14 protein-coding genes are annotated in these 14,963 nt (G+C 73.1%); 11 read left to right on the top strand and 3 right to left on the bottom strand.

The window, feature by feature from the left end; all coding sequences use genetic code 11:
• Window positions 1–119: 119 nt before the first annotated feature.
• On the bottom strand, window positions 120–911 hold the full coding sequence (locus tag E2C05_RS20105) for an SDR family NAD(P)-dependent oxidoreductase (RefSeq protein ID WP_133221444.1): 792 nt from the start codon (window positions 909–911) through the stop codon (window positions 120–122).
• A 76-nt stretch (window positions 912–987) separates the two neighbouring features.
• Window positions 988–2,031, bottom strand: coding sequence for a porphobilinogen synthase (hemB, locus tag E2C05_RS20100; protein ID WP_133221443.1), 1,044 nt, complete (start codon window positions 2,029–2,031; stop codon window positions 988–990).
• A 541-nt stretch (window positions 2,032–2,572) separates the two neighbouring features.
• On the opposite strand from hemB, the gene E2C05_RS20095 reads away from it, so the two are divergent.
• Window positions 2,573–3,451 (top strand): GNAT family N-acetyltransferase, encoded by an 879-nt coding sequence (locus tag E2C05_RS20095; RefSeq protein ID WP_133221442.1) that lies wholly within the window; start codon window positions 2,573–2,575, stop codon window positions 3,449–3,451.
• A gap of 355 nt (window positions 3,452–3,806) precedes the next feature.
• On the opposite strand, the gene E2C05_RS20090 is transcribed toward E2C05_RS20095, so the two are convergent.
• The gene (locus E2C05_RS20090; protein ID WP_133221441.1) at window positions 3,807–5,108 is read right to left on the bottom strand and encodes an O-acetylhomoserine aminocarboxypropyltransferase/cysteine synthase family protein; all 1,302 of its coding nucleotides are present in this window, start codon (window positions 5,106–5,108) and stop codon (window positions 3,807–3,809) included.
• A gap of 272 nt (window positions 5,109–5,380) precedes the next feature.
• Here E2C05_RS20090 and E2C05_RS20085 point away from each other — a divergent pair, with 272 nt between their 5' ends.
• The 10 genes from E2C05_RS20085 (at window position 5,381) to ribH (ending at window position 14,842) form a co-directional block, all read left to right on the top strand.
• Window positions 5,381–6,223: a dienelactone hydrolase family protein gene (locus E2C05_RS20085; RefSeq protein ID WP_133221440.1), complete on the top strand. Its 843-nt coding sequence runs from the start codon at window positions 5,381–5,383 to the stop codon at window positions 6,221–6,223.
• A 96-nt stretch (window positions 6,224–6,319) separates the two neighbouring features.
• Window positions 6,320–6,802, top strand: coding sequence for a ribose 5-phosphate isomerase B (rpiB, locus tag E2C05_RS20080; protein ID WP_133221439.1), 483 nt, complete (start codon window positions 6,320–6,322; stop codon window positions 6,800–6,802).
• Between the two features lie 57 nt (window positions 6,803–6,859).
• Window positions 6,860–8,161 (top strand): serine hydroxymethyltransferase, encoded by a 1,302-nt coding sequence (gene glyA, locus E2C05_RS20075; protein ID WP_133221438.1) that lies wholly within the window; start codon window positions 6,860–6,862, stop codon window positions 8,159–8,161.
• Between the two features lie 207 nt (window positions 8,162–8,368).
• Entirely contained in the window at window positions 8,369–8,821 is a 453-nt protein-coding gene (gene nrdR / locus E2C05_RS20070; RefSeq protein ID WP_133221437.1) for a transcriptional regulator NrdR, read from the top strand.
• A 343-nt stretch (window positions 8,822–9,164) separates the two neighbouring features.
• The gene (locus tag E2C05_RS20065; protein WP_133221436.1) at window positions 9,165–10,193 is read left to right on the top strand and encodes an alpha/beta fold hydrolase; all 1,029 of its coding nucleotides are present in this window, start codon (window positions 9,165–9,167) and stop codon (window positions 10,191–10,193) included.
• Between the two features lie 115 nt (window positions 10,194–10,308).
• Window positions 10,309–11,346 carry a Bug family tripartite tricarboxylate transporter substrate binding protein gene (locus E2C05_RS20060; RefSeq protein ID WP_133221435.1) on the top strand — a complete coding sequence of 346 codons (1,038 nt, stop codon included), beginning with the start codon at window positions 10,309–10,311 and terminating at the stop codon, window positions 11,344–11,346.
• 97 nt (window positions 11,347–11,443) lie between these two features.
• Window positions 11,444–12,589 (top strand): bifunctional diaminohydroxyphosphoribosylaminopyrimidine deaminase/5-amino-6-(5-phosphoribosylamino)uracil reductase RibD, encoded by a 1,146-nt coding sequence (gene ribD / locus E2C05_RS20055; protein ID WP_240046799.1) that lies wholly within the window; start codon window positions 11,444–11,446, stop codon window positions 12,587–12,589.
• Window positions 12,571–13,209: a riboflavin synthase gene (locus E2C05_RS20050; protein WP_133221434.1), complete on the top strand. Its 639-nt coding sequence runs from the start codon at window positions 12,571–12,573 to the stop codon at window positions 13,207–13,209. The genes ribD and E2C05_RS20050 overlap by 19 nt, the downstream gene beginning before the upstream one ends.
• Window positions 13,210–13,223: 14 nt before the next feature.
• Window positions 13,224–14,363, top strand: a complete 1,140-nt coding sequence (ribB, locus tag E2C05_RS20045) for a 3,4-dihydroxy-2-butanone-4-phosphate synthase (RefSeq protein ID WP_133221433.1) — start codon at window positions 13,224–13,226, stop codon at window positions 14,361–14,363.
• Window positions 14,360–14,842, top strand: a complete 483-nt coding sequence (gene ribH / locus E2C05_RS20040) for a 6,7-dimethyl-8-ribityllumazine synthase (RefSeq protein ID WP_133221432.1) — start codon at window positions 14,360–14,362, stop codon at window positions 14,840–14,842. The genes ribB and ribH overlap by 4 nt, the downstream gene beginning before the upstream one ends.
• Window positions 14,843–14,963 lie beyond the last annotated feature (121 nt).

The raw sequence follows: 14,963 nt of genomic DNA, 5'->3' as shown, positions 1-14,963 counted from the left end.
GGCCCGTTGCGCCCGACGGCGCGCCGGCAGGCGCGCCGCCGCCCCGGTCGCAACCGGCCCCGGAGGGCGGCTTCCCTGCGCCCGGTGCGCGGCGGCTGCCGCGGCTCCGCTCCGCCGGGTCAGAAGCCCGGGCGGGGCGTCAGCTCCATCATCACCTGGTCCAGGCCGCCATCCACCAGCAGCTCGGCGCCGTTCACATAGGCGCTGCGCGGGCTCGACAGGAAGGTGACGGCATCGGCGATGTCCTGCGCCGTGCCGATGCGGCGGCTGGGCAGCATCTGTTCGCGCCGTTCGCGGATGCCGGGCTGCTGGTAGAAGCTCTCCGACATCGGGGTGCGGATGAAGCCCGGGCTGACGACGTTGCTGCGGATGCCGTCGGGACCCCATTCCAGCGCCAGCTGGCGGGACAGCATGGCGACCGCCGCCTTGCTCGGCGAATAGGCGCCGCTGCGGGGCTGCGGGTTGGATGCGGCGATGGAGGCGATATGCACCATGGCGCCGCCATGCCCGATCATCTGGTGGCGGAAGGCCTGGGCGCAGAGCAGGTAGCCCGTGAGGTTCACGGTCAGCAGCGTGTTCCATTCCTCGAGCGGCAGCGAGGCGAGCGCGCCCGGCCGCAGGATGCCGGCATTGTTCACCAGGATGTCGGCGGGGCCGAGCCGGTCGGCGCTGGCCAATGCGGCATCGGCGATGCTGCCCTCGCTGCCGGTGTCGCAGAGGATGGCGGTGACGCGGGCGCCCTGGTCGAGGAGCTGGCGTTCCAGCGACTTCAGCGCGTCCAGCTCGCGGTCCAGAAGCGCGACCGCGCAGCCTGCCCGCGCGAAGGAATTGGCGATGGCGCGGCCCATGCCCCCCGCGGCGCCGGTGACGACGGCGATCTTCCCACCAATTCCAAGCCAGTCATCGCTCATGCAGAACACTCCCCCGTCACGGCGCGATAGGACGCGCGGTGGCGGGGGAGGTCAAGCGCAACGGTTCCGCCCGCGTTCAGCCTGCGCGCAGCAGTTGAGCAGCATCCGCGGCAAAATACGTCAGCACGCCATTGGCGCCGGCACGCTTGAAGCCCATCAGGCTTTCCAGCATCGCGCGCTCATGCTCCAGCCAGCCATTGTTCACCGCGGCCATGATCATCGCGTATTCGCCGCTGACCTGGTACGCGAAGGTCGGCACGGCGAAGCGGTCCTTCACCCGCCGGACGATGTCGAGATAGGGCATGCCCGGCTTGACCATGACCATGTCGGCGCCCTCGGCGAGGTCGAGCGCAACCTCGCGCAATGCCTCGTCCGAATTGGCCGGGTCCATCTGGTAGGTCTTCTTGTCGCCGCGCAGCGCCTTGCCGCTGCCGAGCGCATCGCGGAACGGGCCGTAGAAGGCCGAGGCGTATTTCGCCGCGTAGGACATGATCCGCGTGTCGATGAAGCCCTGCGCGTCCAGCGCCTGGCGGATGGCGCCGATGCGGCCATCCATCATGTCGGAGGGGGCGATGACGTCGATCCCCGCCTCCGCCTGGTTCACCGCCTGGCGTACCAGCACCGCGACGCTGTCGTCGTTGTGCACGTAGTCGCCGTTGCGCGTCATGCGCAGCACGCCGTCATGCCCGTGGTCCGTATAGGGGTCGAGCGCGACATCGCCGACCAGCCCGACCTCCGGGAAGGCGCGCTTCAGTTCGCGCGCGGCGCGGCAGATCAGGTTGTTGGGGTTCAGCGCCTCGGTGCCCTCGGCATCCTTCGCCTCGGGCGGGGTCGCCGGGAAGAGCGCGATCGCCGGCACGCCAAGCGTCGCCGCGCGCTCCACATGCTTCGCCACGCGGTCCACCGTGACGCGGACCTGGCCGGGCATGGAGGCGACCGGCCGCTCCTCGTTCGTGCCTTCGATGACGAAGATCGGCCAGATCAGGTCGTCCACGGAGAGGCTGCTCTCGGCGACCAGCCGGCGCGTCCAGGCATCGCGGCGGTTGCGGCGCATCCGCACCGTGGGGTAGGCGCCAGGGGAGGGCGCCGCCTCCCGCAGCTCGGCCCGGGCCTGCGACATCCCTGGGGACATCATGGTCTTGCTGTCGGCATTCATGCGCGGCGCCCCTCCATGCCGGGAAGGTGACATGGCGGCGCGGCGGCGGGAAGCTTGGCCGGCCTGCGCAAGCCGCTGGAATCGCCTTTCGGACGGCACCGCGTCACGCCGGCTGCGCCCGGCGGGGCAGGGGGCGGCGGCCGGTCGGGCGGCCCCATGGCAGCGGATCGCCCGCCGGCGCGCCGGGGACGGCGACGGGCAGGCGGCGCCAGGGAGCCACATGGCCCGGCGGCGAGGGGCGCGGCTGGCGGTATCCGGCTTGTGGCTCCAGGGCAACGGCGATGCAGGCGTACGGGAACGCCCGGATCCGCCGGGCCGCGGCGATGGCGGCCGGTCCGCGGGGGACAGTCCGGCCGCTCCGGGAGGCGCGCGCCGCGGGCGCTGGCCGAGGGAGCGGAGCGCGGCGCGGCTTCGGCCGGCATTCGGCCAGGGGTCCCGCGAGGTCGTGCCTTGCCCGTTGCCCCGATCACGGTCGCACGCCGTCTCGTGAGGGGGTGATCCACGCATGCAGCAGGTGAAAATCCTGGGTTCCGATGTCGACCGGCATCCTGCGTTCTTCCGGTTCGTGGATGCGGTGTTCCCCGGCGTGCGGGCCGAGGCCTGGACGATGTGGCGGGACCGGGGCGGCTGGACCGCGGATTACGAGGTGTTCGCCCTCGTCCATGACGGAGCCATCATCGGCACCATCGGCCGCAGCCGCATGCGCCTGGTGATCGAGGGCGAGGACCGCATCGGCTACCAACTCGGCGCGGTGGCAACCCTCGAAGCCTGCCGCGGCCAAGGGCTTGCACGGCGGCTCATGGACTGGGTGATCGGCAGCCTCGACGCAGCGGACCAGCCCATCATCCTTTTCGCCAACAACCGCGTCCATGACTTCTACCCCCGGTTCGGCTTCCGGCGGCTGCCGCAACGGCGATCGACCGCCGCGACGGCGCTGCACCCGGCCGGCACGCCGGCGCCACTTTGCGACCTGTCCGATGCCGGCGACCGCGCGCGACTGTTGGCGCTCTGCGCGCGGGCGCGACCGACCCGCGGACGCCTGACCGCCCGTGGCTATGGCTGGCTCGCCCTGTGGCACCTGACCTGCGGGCCGGTGACGCTGGCCTGGGTACCGGACCACGATGCCGCCGTGGCCTTCACGGTCGCGGAGGGGACGCTCATCGTCCATGACGTGCTCGCGGCGCGGCCGTTCGATCTGCGGCCGATCGCGCCGAGGCTGATCACCCGGCCCGTGGCGGCCGTGGAGTTGCTCATCGATCCCGACGATGTCTGGCCGGCCATGACGCATTCGGCCCGCGATGACAGCGATTCCCCGCTATTCGCCCGCGGCGCCGCCGCAGCCATCCAGGGTCCCGTCCAGTTCACCCCCTTGGCGCAGACCTGATCCCGACAGGCGCCGCGGCGCCCGCTTCGGATCGAAGACGACGGTGCCGCCCTGACGGGAGGGCGCTGCGTCATGGGCGCCGGGATTTCGGCATCCCGGCGTGGCCGCGATGCCCGTCCGGCGCGCGGGCGCTCGATGGGTTCGGCGGCCGGCGCGGGCCTGTCGCCGGCCTGTCCGGGCGGCGGCGCTGCCGTAGGAGCAGGGCGCCTGACCGCCCTTGCCGTCGGTGCGCCGCGCACGCTGGCCCCGGCCGCAGCCCGCGCCATGGCGCGCACCCCGGCCTCGAGGGGTCCAGGGGCCGTCCGGCCCTTGGCGGGCTGAGGCCCGGAGAGGGGCGCCCCGCTCCGGTCCGCCCTCAACCGGCCGCCTTCAGCGCCTGGTCCAGGTCGGCGATGATGTCGTCGATATGCTCGATGCCGATGGACAGGCGCACATAGCCCGGCGTCACGCCGGTCTGCATCTGCTCCTCCTCGGAGAGCTGGCTGTGGGTGGTGCTGGCGGGGTGGATCGCCAGGCTCCGGGCGTCGCCGATATTGGCGACGTGGTAGAACATCTGCAGCGCGTCGATGAAGCGCTTGCCGGCCTCGGCGCCGCCCTTCAGCTCGAAGCCCATCAGCGCGCCGTAGCCGCCCTTCAGGTAGGCGTCGGCGCGGCGCTTGGCCTCGCCGGACTGCACGCTGGGGTGGATCACCGTGGTCACGCTCGGCTGCTCGCTCAGCCAGGCGGCGACGCGGATGGCGTTGGCGCAATGGCGTTCCATGCGCAGCGGCATGGTCTCCAGCCCCTGGATGAACATGAAGGCGTTGAAGGGCGACATGGCGGCGCCGAGGTCGCGCAGCAGGCAGGTGCGCATCCGCAGGATATAGGCGATGGGGCCGAGCGGCTTCACCGCCTGGGTCCAGACCGCGCCGTGATAGGACGGGTCGGGCGCGTTCAGCGTGGGGAAGCGGCTGCCATGCGCTTCCCAGTCGAAATTGCCGCCATCCACGACGATGCCGCCGATCGACGTGCCATGGCCGCCGATGAATTTGGTGGTGGAATGCATCACCACCGCGGCGCCGTGCTGCAGCGGCTTGCAGATCACCGGCGCGGCCGTGTTGTCCATGATCAGCGGCACGCCGAGCTTGCGGCCGATCGCGGCGACCTCCCCGATCGGGAAGACCTGCAGCTTCGGGTTCGGCAGCGTCTCGGCATAGTAGCAGCGGGTGCGGCTGTCGGTGGCGCGGGCGAAGCCGTCCGGATCCTTCGGGTCGACGAAGCGGACCTCGACGCCCATGCCCTTCAGCGTGTTGGCGAATAGGTTCCAGGTGCCGCCGTAGAGATCGGTGGAGGAGACGATGTTGTCGCCCGGCGTCGTCAGGTTCAGCACCGAGAAGGCGGTGGCCGCCTGGCCGGACCCGACGGCCAGGGCCGCCACGCCGCCTTCGATGGCGGCGATGCGCGTCTCCAGCGCATCGGTCGTCGGGTTCATGATGCGGGTGTAGATGTTCCCCAGTTCCTGCAGCCCGAACAGCCGGGCGGCATGGCCGGTGTCCTGGAACTGGAAGCTGGTGGTCTGGTGGATCGGCACGGCGACGGAGCCGGTGGTCGGGTCCGCGCGGTGGCTGCCGCCATGCAGGGCCAGGGTCTCGGGGCTGGTCCAGGTCGGCTTGGCCATTCTGCGATCCTCCATGGGGATTTTCTGCCGGAGTCGTGCCATTTTCCAACCGGCCGAGGAAGGGGCAAGGCAGGGCTGCCTGCCCCCCTGCCGGCGCGGGGCTGCCCGGCCCGCGTCGCCGCGGCCTGCCCCGCAGCGGATCGCGCGGTGCCGGCAAAGCCCCTCGGCGCCGTCTTGCATCCCATAGTCGCATCCCACCCTCGCATCCCACGGGGCGACCGGGGGCGGTTTGCGTGGTCAGATGGCGGCGCGACCTGTCCGGGACTCGCCGCATGCAACGACCCCTCCTCGCCAGCCTCGTCGTCCTCGCTCTCGCGGCCTGCGCCGCGGCGGAGATCGTGCCCGCCCCGCCGCCGGTCCCGACCGAGGCCGTCAGCGTCCCGGGGCCGGCGGGGGTCACCTTGCGCGCCCTGCTGGTGCGGCCGGCCGGGCCGGCGCCGGGGGTGCCGGTGATCGCCCTGCATGGCTGCGGCGGCATGGGCGGGCCGGATCGAACGCAGCGCCTGACCCCGCGGGAGGCCGACTGGGCGGCGCGCCTCGCCGCCGCCGGGCATCCGGTGCTGTTCCCCGACAGCTTCGCCAGCCGTGGCCTGGGCGAGGCCTGCGGCATCCGCGGCTTCCCGGCCGGGCCGTTGGTGCGGCGCGCCGATGCGCATGCCGCCGCCGCCTGGGCCCTGGAGCAGCCCTGGGCGCGGCCGGGCGGGGCGATGCTGCTGGGCTGGTCGCATGGCGGGTCGACCGTGCTGAACGCGGTGGCGGAGCCGCTGCCGCCCGGCCTGCTGCGCGCCGGCATCGCCTTCTATCCCGGCTGCGGGGAGGTCCGGCAGGCGATGGGCTGGACGCCGGGCGTGCCGGTGCTGATGCAACTCGGCGCCATCGACGACTGGACGCCGCCGGCCTCCTGCCTTGCGCTGGCCGCCGCCCATGCCGGGCGGATCGAGGCCGACACCTATGCCGGCGCCAATCACGGCTTCGATGCGCCGGCGCAACTCCTTCGCACCCGCACCCTGCCGAATGGCCGGATGGTGACTTTCGGGACGGAACCGGCGGCACGCGACGCGGCGCGGGCGCGGGTGATGGGGTTCCTCCGCGCGCATGGCGGGGCTGCGCCCTAGCGGGTAGCCATTCCGGCCCCGGCGGGCCATGTGCCGCCCCACAAACCCTTGGGGTTTGCCATCGCCCGCACCCCCAGCGCATGGTAGGTCTGCAACATGTCCCGAAGCCCCCTCACCATCGCCATCGGCGGCGACCATGCCGGCCCGGCGCTGAAATCCGCCCTGCAGGAGGCGCTAGCCGCCGCCGGCCATGAGGTGGTCGATTTCGGAACCAACACGACCGCCAGCGTGGACTATCCGGACTTCGCGCATCAGGTCTGTGCCGCGGTGCAGGAGGGGCGGGCGGCCTTCGGCGTGCTGGTCTGCGGCACCGGCATCGGCATGGCGATCAGCGCCAACCGCCACCCCGGCATCCGCGCCGCGGTCCTGCATTCGGAGACGGAGGCGCGGCTGACCCGCGCCCATAACGACGCCAATGTCGCCTGCTTCGGCGCCCGGACCACCGGGCCGCAGGTGGCGCTGGACGCGCTGGCGGCCTTCCTGGCCACCGCGTTCGAGGGCGGCCGGCATGCCCGCCGGATCGCCAAGATCGATCCGCCGGACCGGATCGCCGCAGGGCCAAAGGGCCCGGAGGCGTGACTCCGGTCCGCGAGACTCAATCCCCAAGCGCCTGACCCCGTTTCCAGGGCCGATCCAATGAACGAGACGACCGCCTACCGCATCCCCGAGCGCTTCTTCGCCGCCCCGCTGGCCGAAGCGGACCCCGAGCTTGCCGCCGCCATCGGCCAGGAGCTTGGCCGGCAGCAGGACGGCATCGAGCTGATCGCTTCGGAGAACATCGTCTCCCGCGCCGTGCTGGAGGCGCAGGGCTCCGTCCTGACCAACAAGTACGCCGAGGGCTATCCCGGCCGCCGCTACTACGGCGGTTGCGAGTATGTGGACGTCGCCGAGACGCTGGCGATCGAGCGCGCCACGAAGCTGTTCGGCTGCGGCTTCGCCAATGTCCAGCCGCATAGCGGCGCGCAGGCCAACCAGGCGGTCTTCCTCGCGCTGCTGCAGCCGGGCGATGCCTTCATGGGCCTCGACCTCGCGGCCGGCGGCCACCTGACGCATGGCTCGCCCGCCAACCTCTCCGGCAAGTGGTTCCGGCCGGTGCCCTACACCGTGCGGCGGGAGGACCAGCGCATCGACATGGCGGAGGTCCGCCGCATCGCGCTGGAGAACAAGCCGAAGCTGATCATCGCCGGCGGCAGCGCCTATGCCCGGGTGTGGGACTTTGCCGCGTTCCGGGAGATCGCGGACGAGATCGGCGCCTATTTCATGGTGGACATGGCGCATTTCGCGGGCCTGGTCGCCGGCGGCGCGCATCCCTCGCCCTTCCCGCATGCGCATGTGGCAACGACGACGACCCACAAGACCCTGCGCGGCCCGCGCGGCGGCATGATCCTGACCAGCGACGAGGCGCTCGCCAAGAAGTTCAACAGCGCGGTCTTCCCCGGCCTGCAGGGCGGCCCGCTGATGCATGTGATCGCCGCCAAGGCCGTGGCCTTCGGGGAGGCGCTGAAGCCTGAATTCCGCGCCTATTCCCGCGCCGTCGTCGCCAATGCCGCGGCGCTGGCCGAGGCGCTGAAGGCCGAGGGCCTCGACCTGGTGACGGGCGGCACCGACAACCACCTGCTGCTGGTGGACCTGCGCCCCAAGACGCTGACGGGCAAGGCGGCCGAGGGCGCGCTGAACCGCGCCCACCTGACCTGCAACAAGAACGCCATCCCCTTCGACCCCGAGAAGCCGATGGTGACCAGCGGCGTCCGCCTCGGCACGCCCGCGGGCACGACGCGCGGCTTCGGGGAGGCGGAATTCCGCGAGGTCGGCCGGCTGATCGGCGAGGTGCTGGACGGGCTGGCGAAGGCCAATGACGCGGCGGCGAATTCGGCGGTGGAGGAGAGCGTGAAGCAGCGCGTACTCGCGCTCTGCCAGCGCTTTCCGATCTACGCCTGACGGACGCGCCGTACGGTTCGCCGCTTCGCGCCCGTGGCGCTGCACGGATCGGCCGGCGGTGGGAGTTGCGGGCCGGCCGATCCACCCAGCCACGCCTGCGGCGGTGGCAGGATCGGGCGGCGTGTCGATATGGGACCGGCCGATGCACGTCACCGCGCCTGCGGCGGTGCGCGGATCGGACGGCCCGATGCCTCCGGAGGTTGACCGATGCGCTGCCCCTTCTGCGGGAGCGAGGACACCCAGGTGAAGGACAGCCGGCCGGCGGAGGACAATGCCGCCATCCGCCGGCGCCGCGCCTGCCCCGCCTGCAGCGCGCGCTTCACCACCTTCGAGAGGGTGCAGCTGCGGGAGATCACGGTCCTCAAGACCGATGGCCGCCGCGTGCCCTTCGACCGCGACAAGCTGGCGCGGTCCGTCCGCATCGCCCTGCGCAAGCGCCCGGTCGACGAGGACAAGATCGAGCGCATCGTCAACGGCATCCAGCGCCGGCTGGAAACCGATGGCGACAGCGAGATCACGTCCCGCCAGATCGGCGAGATCGTCATGGACACGCTGAAGGACGTGGACCAGGTGGCCTATGTCCGCTTCGCCAGCGTCTACCGCAATTTCGGCGAGGCCAAGGATTTCCGCGAATTCCTGGGTAAGCTCGATGCCGGCTAGGGCGGATCGCGGCGCAGCCTGAGGGCCGCGGCGCCCGACACCGCGCCGCGTTGGACCGCCCAGGCTTGGTGGCGTCGTCGGCACACCCGCCGGCCGCTGAGGCCGCATGCGGGCGTGCGCAGCGCGTGGCGGCGGCGGCGCGGCGGCGCCTTCGCGGATGACGGTGCGCTGCGGCCCCGGCCATGGCCAGGCCGCTGCGCCGCCGACGATCGCCGCGCGACACCTGCGGCCGGGCGCCCGCGCCGACGCATCCGCGCCGGCATGCCGGCCCGCCGCGCTACCCTTGGCCGTCGCCGCCCGGTCGCGCAGACTCGGCGCGGATGGCGGCAGGGAGACGCGCCCGATGGATCTCGAATTGCGGGAAGGGGTGGTCCGCACCGCCCGCCACGCAACCTTCTACCTGGAATGCGGCCCGCCCGACGGGCCGCTGCTGGTCTTCCTGCATGGCTGGCCGGAGCTGTCGATCAGCTGGCGGCACCAGCTGCCCTGCTTCGCCGCGCTCGGCTTCCGCTGCGTGGCCCCCGACATGCGCGGCTATGGGCGATCCTCCGTCCATCCGGCGCCTGCCGACCATGCGCTGGAGCCGATCACGCAGGACATGCTGGAGCTGCTCGCCGGCCTCGGGCGGGACCGGGCGGTCTGGGTCGGGCATGACTGGGGCAGCCCGGTGGTCTGGAGCCTCGCGGCGCATCACGCCGCACGCTGCGTCGCCGTCGCCAGCCTGTGCGTGCCCTACCTGCCGGATGGCTTCGCGCTGCCCCACCTGATCGCGCTGGTGGACCGACGCACCTATCCGGAGGCGGACTACCCCGCCGGGCAATGGGACTACCAGCTCTTCTACGAGGAGAATGCCGAGCGGGCGCGGGCGGTCTTCGACGCCGATGTGGACGCCACCATCCGCGCGCTGTTCCGCCGCGGCAACCCGGCCGCCCGCGGCAAGCCGGGCCGCACCGCCAGCATCCGCCGTGACGGCGGCTGGTTCGGCGGCGCCGACCGCGCGCCGGACGTGCCGCTCGATACCGCCGTGCTCAGCCCGGCCGACCACAGCCGCTACGTCGCCGCGCTGCGCCGCACCGGCTTCGGCGGCCCGGATTCCTGGTACCTGAACCACGCCGCGAACGCCGCCTATGCCGCCCGCGCGCCGGAGGGCGGCCGCCTCTCCATGCCCGTCCTGTTCCTGCACGGCGCGCATGACACCACCTGTGAGACGATGGACAGCGCGCTCGCCACGCCGATGCGCGCCGCCTGCGCCGACCTGACCGAGGTGGTGGTGCAATCCGGCCACTGGATGGCGCAGGAGCAGCCGGCCGCGGTCAATGCCGCGCTGGCGCGCTGGCTGGCGCAGCGCGTGCCGGGCGCCTGGCCGGGCTGAGCGGCCGGGCAGGACGGCCGGTCCCGCAGCCCGGCTGGTCCAGGGAAGGGCGGCGGCGCTGGACGTCGCCAGGGCGCTCTGGTCTGCTCCCCGGGCAAGGGGAGGGACCTAGGCCATGCCGTCGCCGGACCGGCGTGCTGGGCTGCTGCCGCAACGGCAGGCAGGGTTGCTGCCGCGACGGCGCGCCCTGCTGCGCGCGCTCGCCGCCAGCCCTGGGGCGCTGTCGCTGCCCGGCCGGGCGGCGGAGGCCTGGCCCAGCCGCCCGGTGCGGCTCGTCGTCGGCTACCCCGCCGGCGCCTCCACCGATCTCTGCGCCCGGATCCTGGCCGAGGATTGGCGCACCCGCCTGCCGCAGCCGGTGGTGGTGGAGAACCGCCCGGGTGCCAACGGCTCGCTCGGCGCCGCCTTCGTCGCGCAGGCGGAGCCGGACGGCCACACCCTGCTGGTCAGCAACACCAGCACGATGACGGCGAACCACCTGCTCTACCGCGACGTCCGCTACCAGCCGCTGCGGGACCTGCTGCCGCTGGCGACCGTCACCCTCAGCCCCTTCCTCCTCGCGGCCAGCCCCCGCAGCCCGCGCAGCCGCGGCTTCCGCAGCGTGGCGGACGTGGTCGCGGCGGCGAAGGCCGATCCGGGCGGCCTCGCCTACGGCTCGGCGGGCAGCGGCAACCTGCAGCACCTGAACATGGAGCTGTTCTGCGCCGCCGCCGGCATCCGGCTGCTGCATGTGCCCTTCCGCGGCGCCGCGCCGGCGCAGAACGCGCTGGTGGCGGGCGAGGTGGACCTGGTGCTGGAAACGCCCTCGACCACGCCGCTGCTGGCCGCCGGCATGCTGATCCCGCTGGCCTGCACGGGGGAGGAGCGCTGGCGCGACCTGCCGGCGGTGCCGACCCTGGCCGAGAGCGGCTTCCCCGGCTTCGCCTGCAGCTTCTGGAACGGCCTGGTCGCGCCGGCCGGCCTGCCGGCGGCGATCCAGGACCGGCTGGTGGGACTGATGGAGGCGGCCGCCGCCGCCCCCGCGACCCGCCGGCTGCTGCTCGCCCAGGGGGAGGTGATGGTGCTGCGGCCGGTGGCGTTCCGCGAGCGCGTCGTCGCCGACATCGCCCGCAATGCCGAGGTGATCCGCAGCGCCGGGATCGAGGTGCAGTAGGGGCAGGGCCGCGCCGCCCGCGCGTCCCGCCCCCTTCCGCCGCGGGCGGCGTCGGGCCACCTTGGCGCCATGTCCACCCCGTCCGCGCGCTGAGCCCATGACCGATCCCGAGGCGGACCGGGCGCACATGCAGGCGGCGCTGGCGGTGGCGCGGCGCGGCCTGGGCAATACCTGGCCGAACCCGTCGGTCGGCTGCGTGCTGGTGAAGGACGGCCAGGTGATCGGCCGCGGCTGGACCCAGCCCGGCGGCCGCCCGCATGCCGAGACCGAGGCGCTGGCCCGGGCCGAAGCCCTGTCCCCCGGGGCGGCGCGCGGCGCCACGGCCTATGTGACGCTGGAGCCCTGTTCCCATTGGGGCCGCACGCCGCCCTGCTGCGACGCGCTGATCAAGGCCGGCGTCCGGCGGGTGGTGGTGGCGACCGGCGACCCCGACCCGCGGGTGGATGGCCGCGGGTTGCAGCGGCTGCGGGATGCCGGGGTGATCGTGGAGCTTGGCCTGGGCGGGCCGGAGGCGCGGGAGGTCATCGCCGGCTTCGCCCGCCGCATCACGCGCGGGCTGCCGCTGGTCACCCTCAAGCTCGCCACCACCTTGGATGGGCGCATCGCCACCGCGGGCGGGGAGAGCCAGTGGATCACCGGGCCGGAGGCGCGCCGCCTGGCGCATGCCCTGCGCGCCCGGCACGACGCCATCCTGGTCGGCAGCGGAACGGTGCTGGCGGACGACCCGGAGCTGACGCCCCGCATCCCCGGCACGGCCCGGGTGCCGCTGGCCCGGGTGGTGGCGGACAGCCGGCTGCGCACGCCGCTCGACAGCCGGCTGGTCCGGACGGCGCGGCAGGTGCCGACCTGGATCGCCACCCGCACCAACCAGCGGCCGGGCGTGCTCGCCCCCTATCTGGAAGCGGGGGTGCAGATCCTGCCGGTGCCGCGGGCGAAGCCGGGCCTCGACATGGCGGCGCTGCTCGGCGCCCTGGCGCAGCGGGGGGTGACGCGGGTGATGGCGGAGGGCGGGGCGGGCCTCGCCGCCGCCCTGCTGCGCGGCGGCTTCGTCGACCGGATCGCCTGGTTCCACGCGCCGGGGGTGATGGGCGGGGACGGGCTGCCGGCGGTGCAGCCCTTGCCGCTGGCAGCGCTTTCGGCCATGCCCAGGTTCAGGCGCATATCCAGCCGGCCCGTGGGGGCCGACTGGTTCACCGAGTTGGCTCGCGAGGAGGGTGAGGACCCATGTTCACCGGGATCGTGACCGACCTCGGCACGGTGCGGGAGGTGCAGCCGATCGGCGCCGGGCACGACATGCGCCTGGTCATCGGCACCTCGCCCGCCTTCCTGGCGCAGCCGGCGCCGGCGGCCATCGGCGCCTCCATCTGCTGTTCCGGGGTCTGCCTGACGGCGGTGCAGCTGGGCGGCGACTGGTTCGCGGTGGATGCCTCGGCCGAGACGCTGTCGAAGACCAGCATGGGTGGCCTGCGGGCCGGCAGCCGCGTCAACCTCGAACGGTCGCTGCGGCTGGGCGACGAGCTGGGCGGGCACCTGGTCTCCGGCCATGTGGATGGCGTGGCGGAGGTGCTCTCGGCGGTGCCGGAGAATGCCAGCGTGCGCTGGCGCTTCCGCCTGCCGCCGGGGCTGTCGCGCTTCGTGGCGGAGAAGGGTTCGATCGCGATCGACGGCGTTTCGCTGACGGTGAACGAGGTTGACGGGGACGTGTTCGGGGTCAACATCATCCCGCATACGGCCGCGGTGACCACCTTCGGCACGCTCCAGCCGGGCGGCCGGGTCAATATCGAGATCGACACGCTGGCGCGCTACGTTGCCCGCCTGGTGTCGGCCGACCGGGACGCCCCCGCCGCGACGTCGGCGCGCTGAAGGATCAGAGGACCATGTCTGCTGCCGCGCCGCATCGCGTCACCTTCTCCGAATTCGTCAGCCCGACCGAGGAGCTGATCGAGGAGGCGCGCCGCGGCCGCATGTTCATCCTGGTGGACGACGAGGACCGGGAGAACGAGGGCGACCTGGTGATCCCGGCGCAGTTCGCGACGCCGGACGCCATCAACTTCATGGCCAAGTACGCCCGCGGCCTGATCTGCCTGGCGATGACGCGCCACCGCGTGGAACAGCTGGGCCTGCCGCTGATGGCCGCCGCCAACGGCACCCGCCACAGCACCGCCTTCACGGTGAGCATCGAGGCGAAGGACGGCGTCACCACCGGCATCTCCGCCGCCGACCGCGCGCATACCATCGCCACCGCCATCAACCCGGAGATGGGGCGGGAGCATATCGTGACGCCGGGCCATGTCTTCCCGCTGCTGGCGCGGGACGGCGGCACGCTGGTCCGCGCCGGGCACACGGAAGCATCGGTGGACATCGCCCGGCTGGCCGGGCTCAACGCCTCGGGCGTGATCTGCGAGATCATGAACGACGACGGCACCATGGCCCGCATGCCGGACCTGGTCGCCTTCGCGCAGCTGCATGGCCTGAAGCTCGGCACCATCGCCGACCTGATCGGCTACCGCCGCCGGACCGAACGCCTGGTGCGCCGGGTGACCGAGGGGCAGATCGAGCACCCGGTGGGCGGTGACTGGCGCCTGGTGGTCTACACCAACACGCTGGAATACGCCGAGCACCTGGCGCTGGTGCGCGGCGACGTCTCGGCGCCCGGGCCGGTGCATGTGCGGATGCATGCCGCCAACCTGCTGCACGACATCGTGGCGGGGCAGGGCACCCAGGACCTGCACGACGCCATGCGCATGATCGAGGCGGCGGGTCGCGGCGTGGTCGTCGTCGTCCGCGACTGGCGGCCGACGAACATGAGCGAGCAGATCAAGCACGCCAAGGACCGCCGGGTGGCGCCGCCCGAGATCCGCGACTACGGCATCGGCGCGCAGATCCTGGCCGATCTCGGCGTGCGCGACATGGTGCGGCTGTCCAACAACCCGCGGCCGATCGTCGGCCTCGAGGGCTATGGCCTGCGGGTCGTGGAGACGCGGCCGCTCACCCGTTCGAAACAGGACATTGCATGAGCACGATCGATGCGCCGGAGCGCGCGGCGAAGCCCCTGGAGGGGCCGGCGCCGCGGCTGCTGGTGATCCAGGCGCCGTATTACGAGCAGGTGGTCGGCGGCATGCGCCGCGGGGCGGAGCGGGTCTTCGCCGAGGTCGGCGCGTTCCACCAGACCGTGGACGTGGCGGGCGGCTTCGAATTGCCGGCGGCGCTGCGCATGGCGCTGACCCAGACCCGCGAAGCCTATGACGGCTACCTGCTGCTGGGCTGCGTGGTGCGCGGCGAGACCGACCACTACACCTTCATCTGCGATGCCATCTGCCACGGCGTCATGCGGATCTCGGACGAGACCGGCGCCGCCATCGGCTTCGGCCTGCTGACGGTGGACACCTTGCAGCAGGCGATCGCCCGCGCCGCCGACGACAGGCACAACAAGGGGGCGGAGGCGGCGCATGCGCTGCTCGCCCAGGTGGCGCTGCGGCGCCGCTGGGGCCTCTGATGCCGGGACCCAAGGCGGAGACGGGGGAGCTCGACCGGTTGCGGGCGGAGTGGGAGGCGGAGCAGCGCGCCGCCGGCGCCGCGCCGGCGGCCGCGCCCGGGACGCCGCGCGGGACCTCGCC

This window comes from Paracraurococcus ruber (assembly GCF_004353985.1).
GTDB lineage: Bacteria > Pseudomonadota > Alphaproteobacteria > Acetobacterales > Acetobacteraceae > Paracraurococcus > Paracraurococcus ruber.
Note: the sequence above shows the minus strand (reverse complement) of the source record. Positions and strands in the feature narration are given on the sequence as shown.

Coding starts and splice junctions, on each gene's coding strand:
- E2C05_RS20065 (WP_133221436.1), top strand. CDS start 9,165: ATGGATCTCGAATTGCGGGAAGGGGTGGTCCGCACCGCCCGCCACGCA.
- E2C05_RS20060 (WP_133221435.1), top strand. CDS start 10,309: ATGCCGTCGCCGGACCGGCGTGCTGGGCTGCTGCCGCAACGGCAGGCA.
- ribD (WP_240046799.1), top strand. CDS start 11,444: ATGACCGATCCCGAGGCGGACCGGGCGCACATGCAGGCGGCGCTGGCG.
- rpiB (WP_133221439.1), top strand. CDS start 6,320: ATGTCCCGAAGCCCCCTCACCATCGCCATCGGCGGCGACCATGCCGGC.
- E2C05_RS20090 (WP_133221441.1), bottom strand. CDS start 5,108: ATGGCCAAGCCGACCTGGACCAGCCCCGAGACCCTGGCCCTGCATGGC.
- glyA (WP_133221438.1), top strand. CDS start 6,860: ATGAACGAGACGACCGCCTACCGCATCCCCGAGCGCTTCTTCGCCGCC.
- hemB (WP_133221443.1), bottom strand. CDS start 2,031: ATGTCGCAGGCCCGGGCCGAGCTGCGGGAGGCGGCGCCCTCCCCTGGC.
- E2C05_RS20085 (WP_133221440.1), top strand. CDS start 5,381: ATGCAACGACCCCTCCTCGCCAGCCTCGTCGTCCTCGCTCTCGCGGCC.
- E2C05_RS20050 (WP_133221434.1), top strand. CDS start 12,571: ATGTTCACCGGGATCGTGACCGACCTCGGCACGGTGCGGGAGGTGCAG.
- E2C05_RS20095 (WP_133221442.1), top strand. CDS start 2,573: ATGCAGCAGGTGAAAATCCTGGGTTCCGATGTCGACCGGCATCCTGCG.
- ribH (WP_133221432.1), top strand. CDS start 14,360: ATGAGCACGATCGATGCGCCGGAGCGCGCGGCGAAGCCCCTGGAGGGG.
- ribB (WP_133221433.1), top strand. CDS start 13,224: ATGTCTGCTGCCGCGCCGCATCGCGTCACCTTCTCCGAATTCGTCAGC.
- E2C05_RS20105 (WP_133221444.1), bottom strand. CDS start 911: ATGAGCGATGACTGGCTTGGAATTGGTGGGAAGATCGCCGTCGTCACC.
- nrdR (WP_133221437.1), top strand. CDS start 8,369: ATGCGCTGCCCCTTCTGCGGGAGCGAGGACACCCAGGTGAAGGACAGC.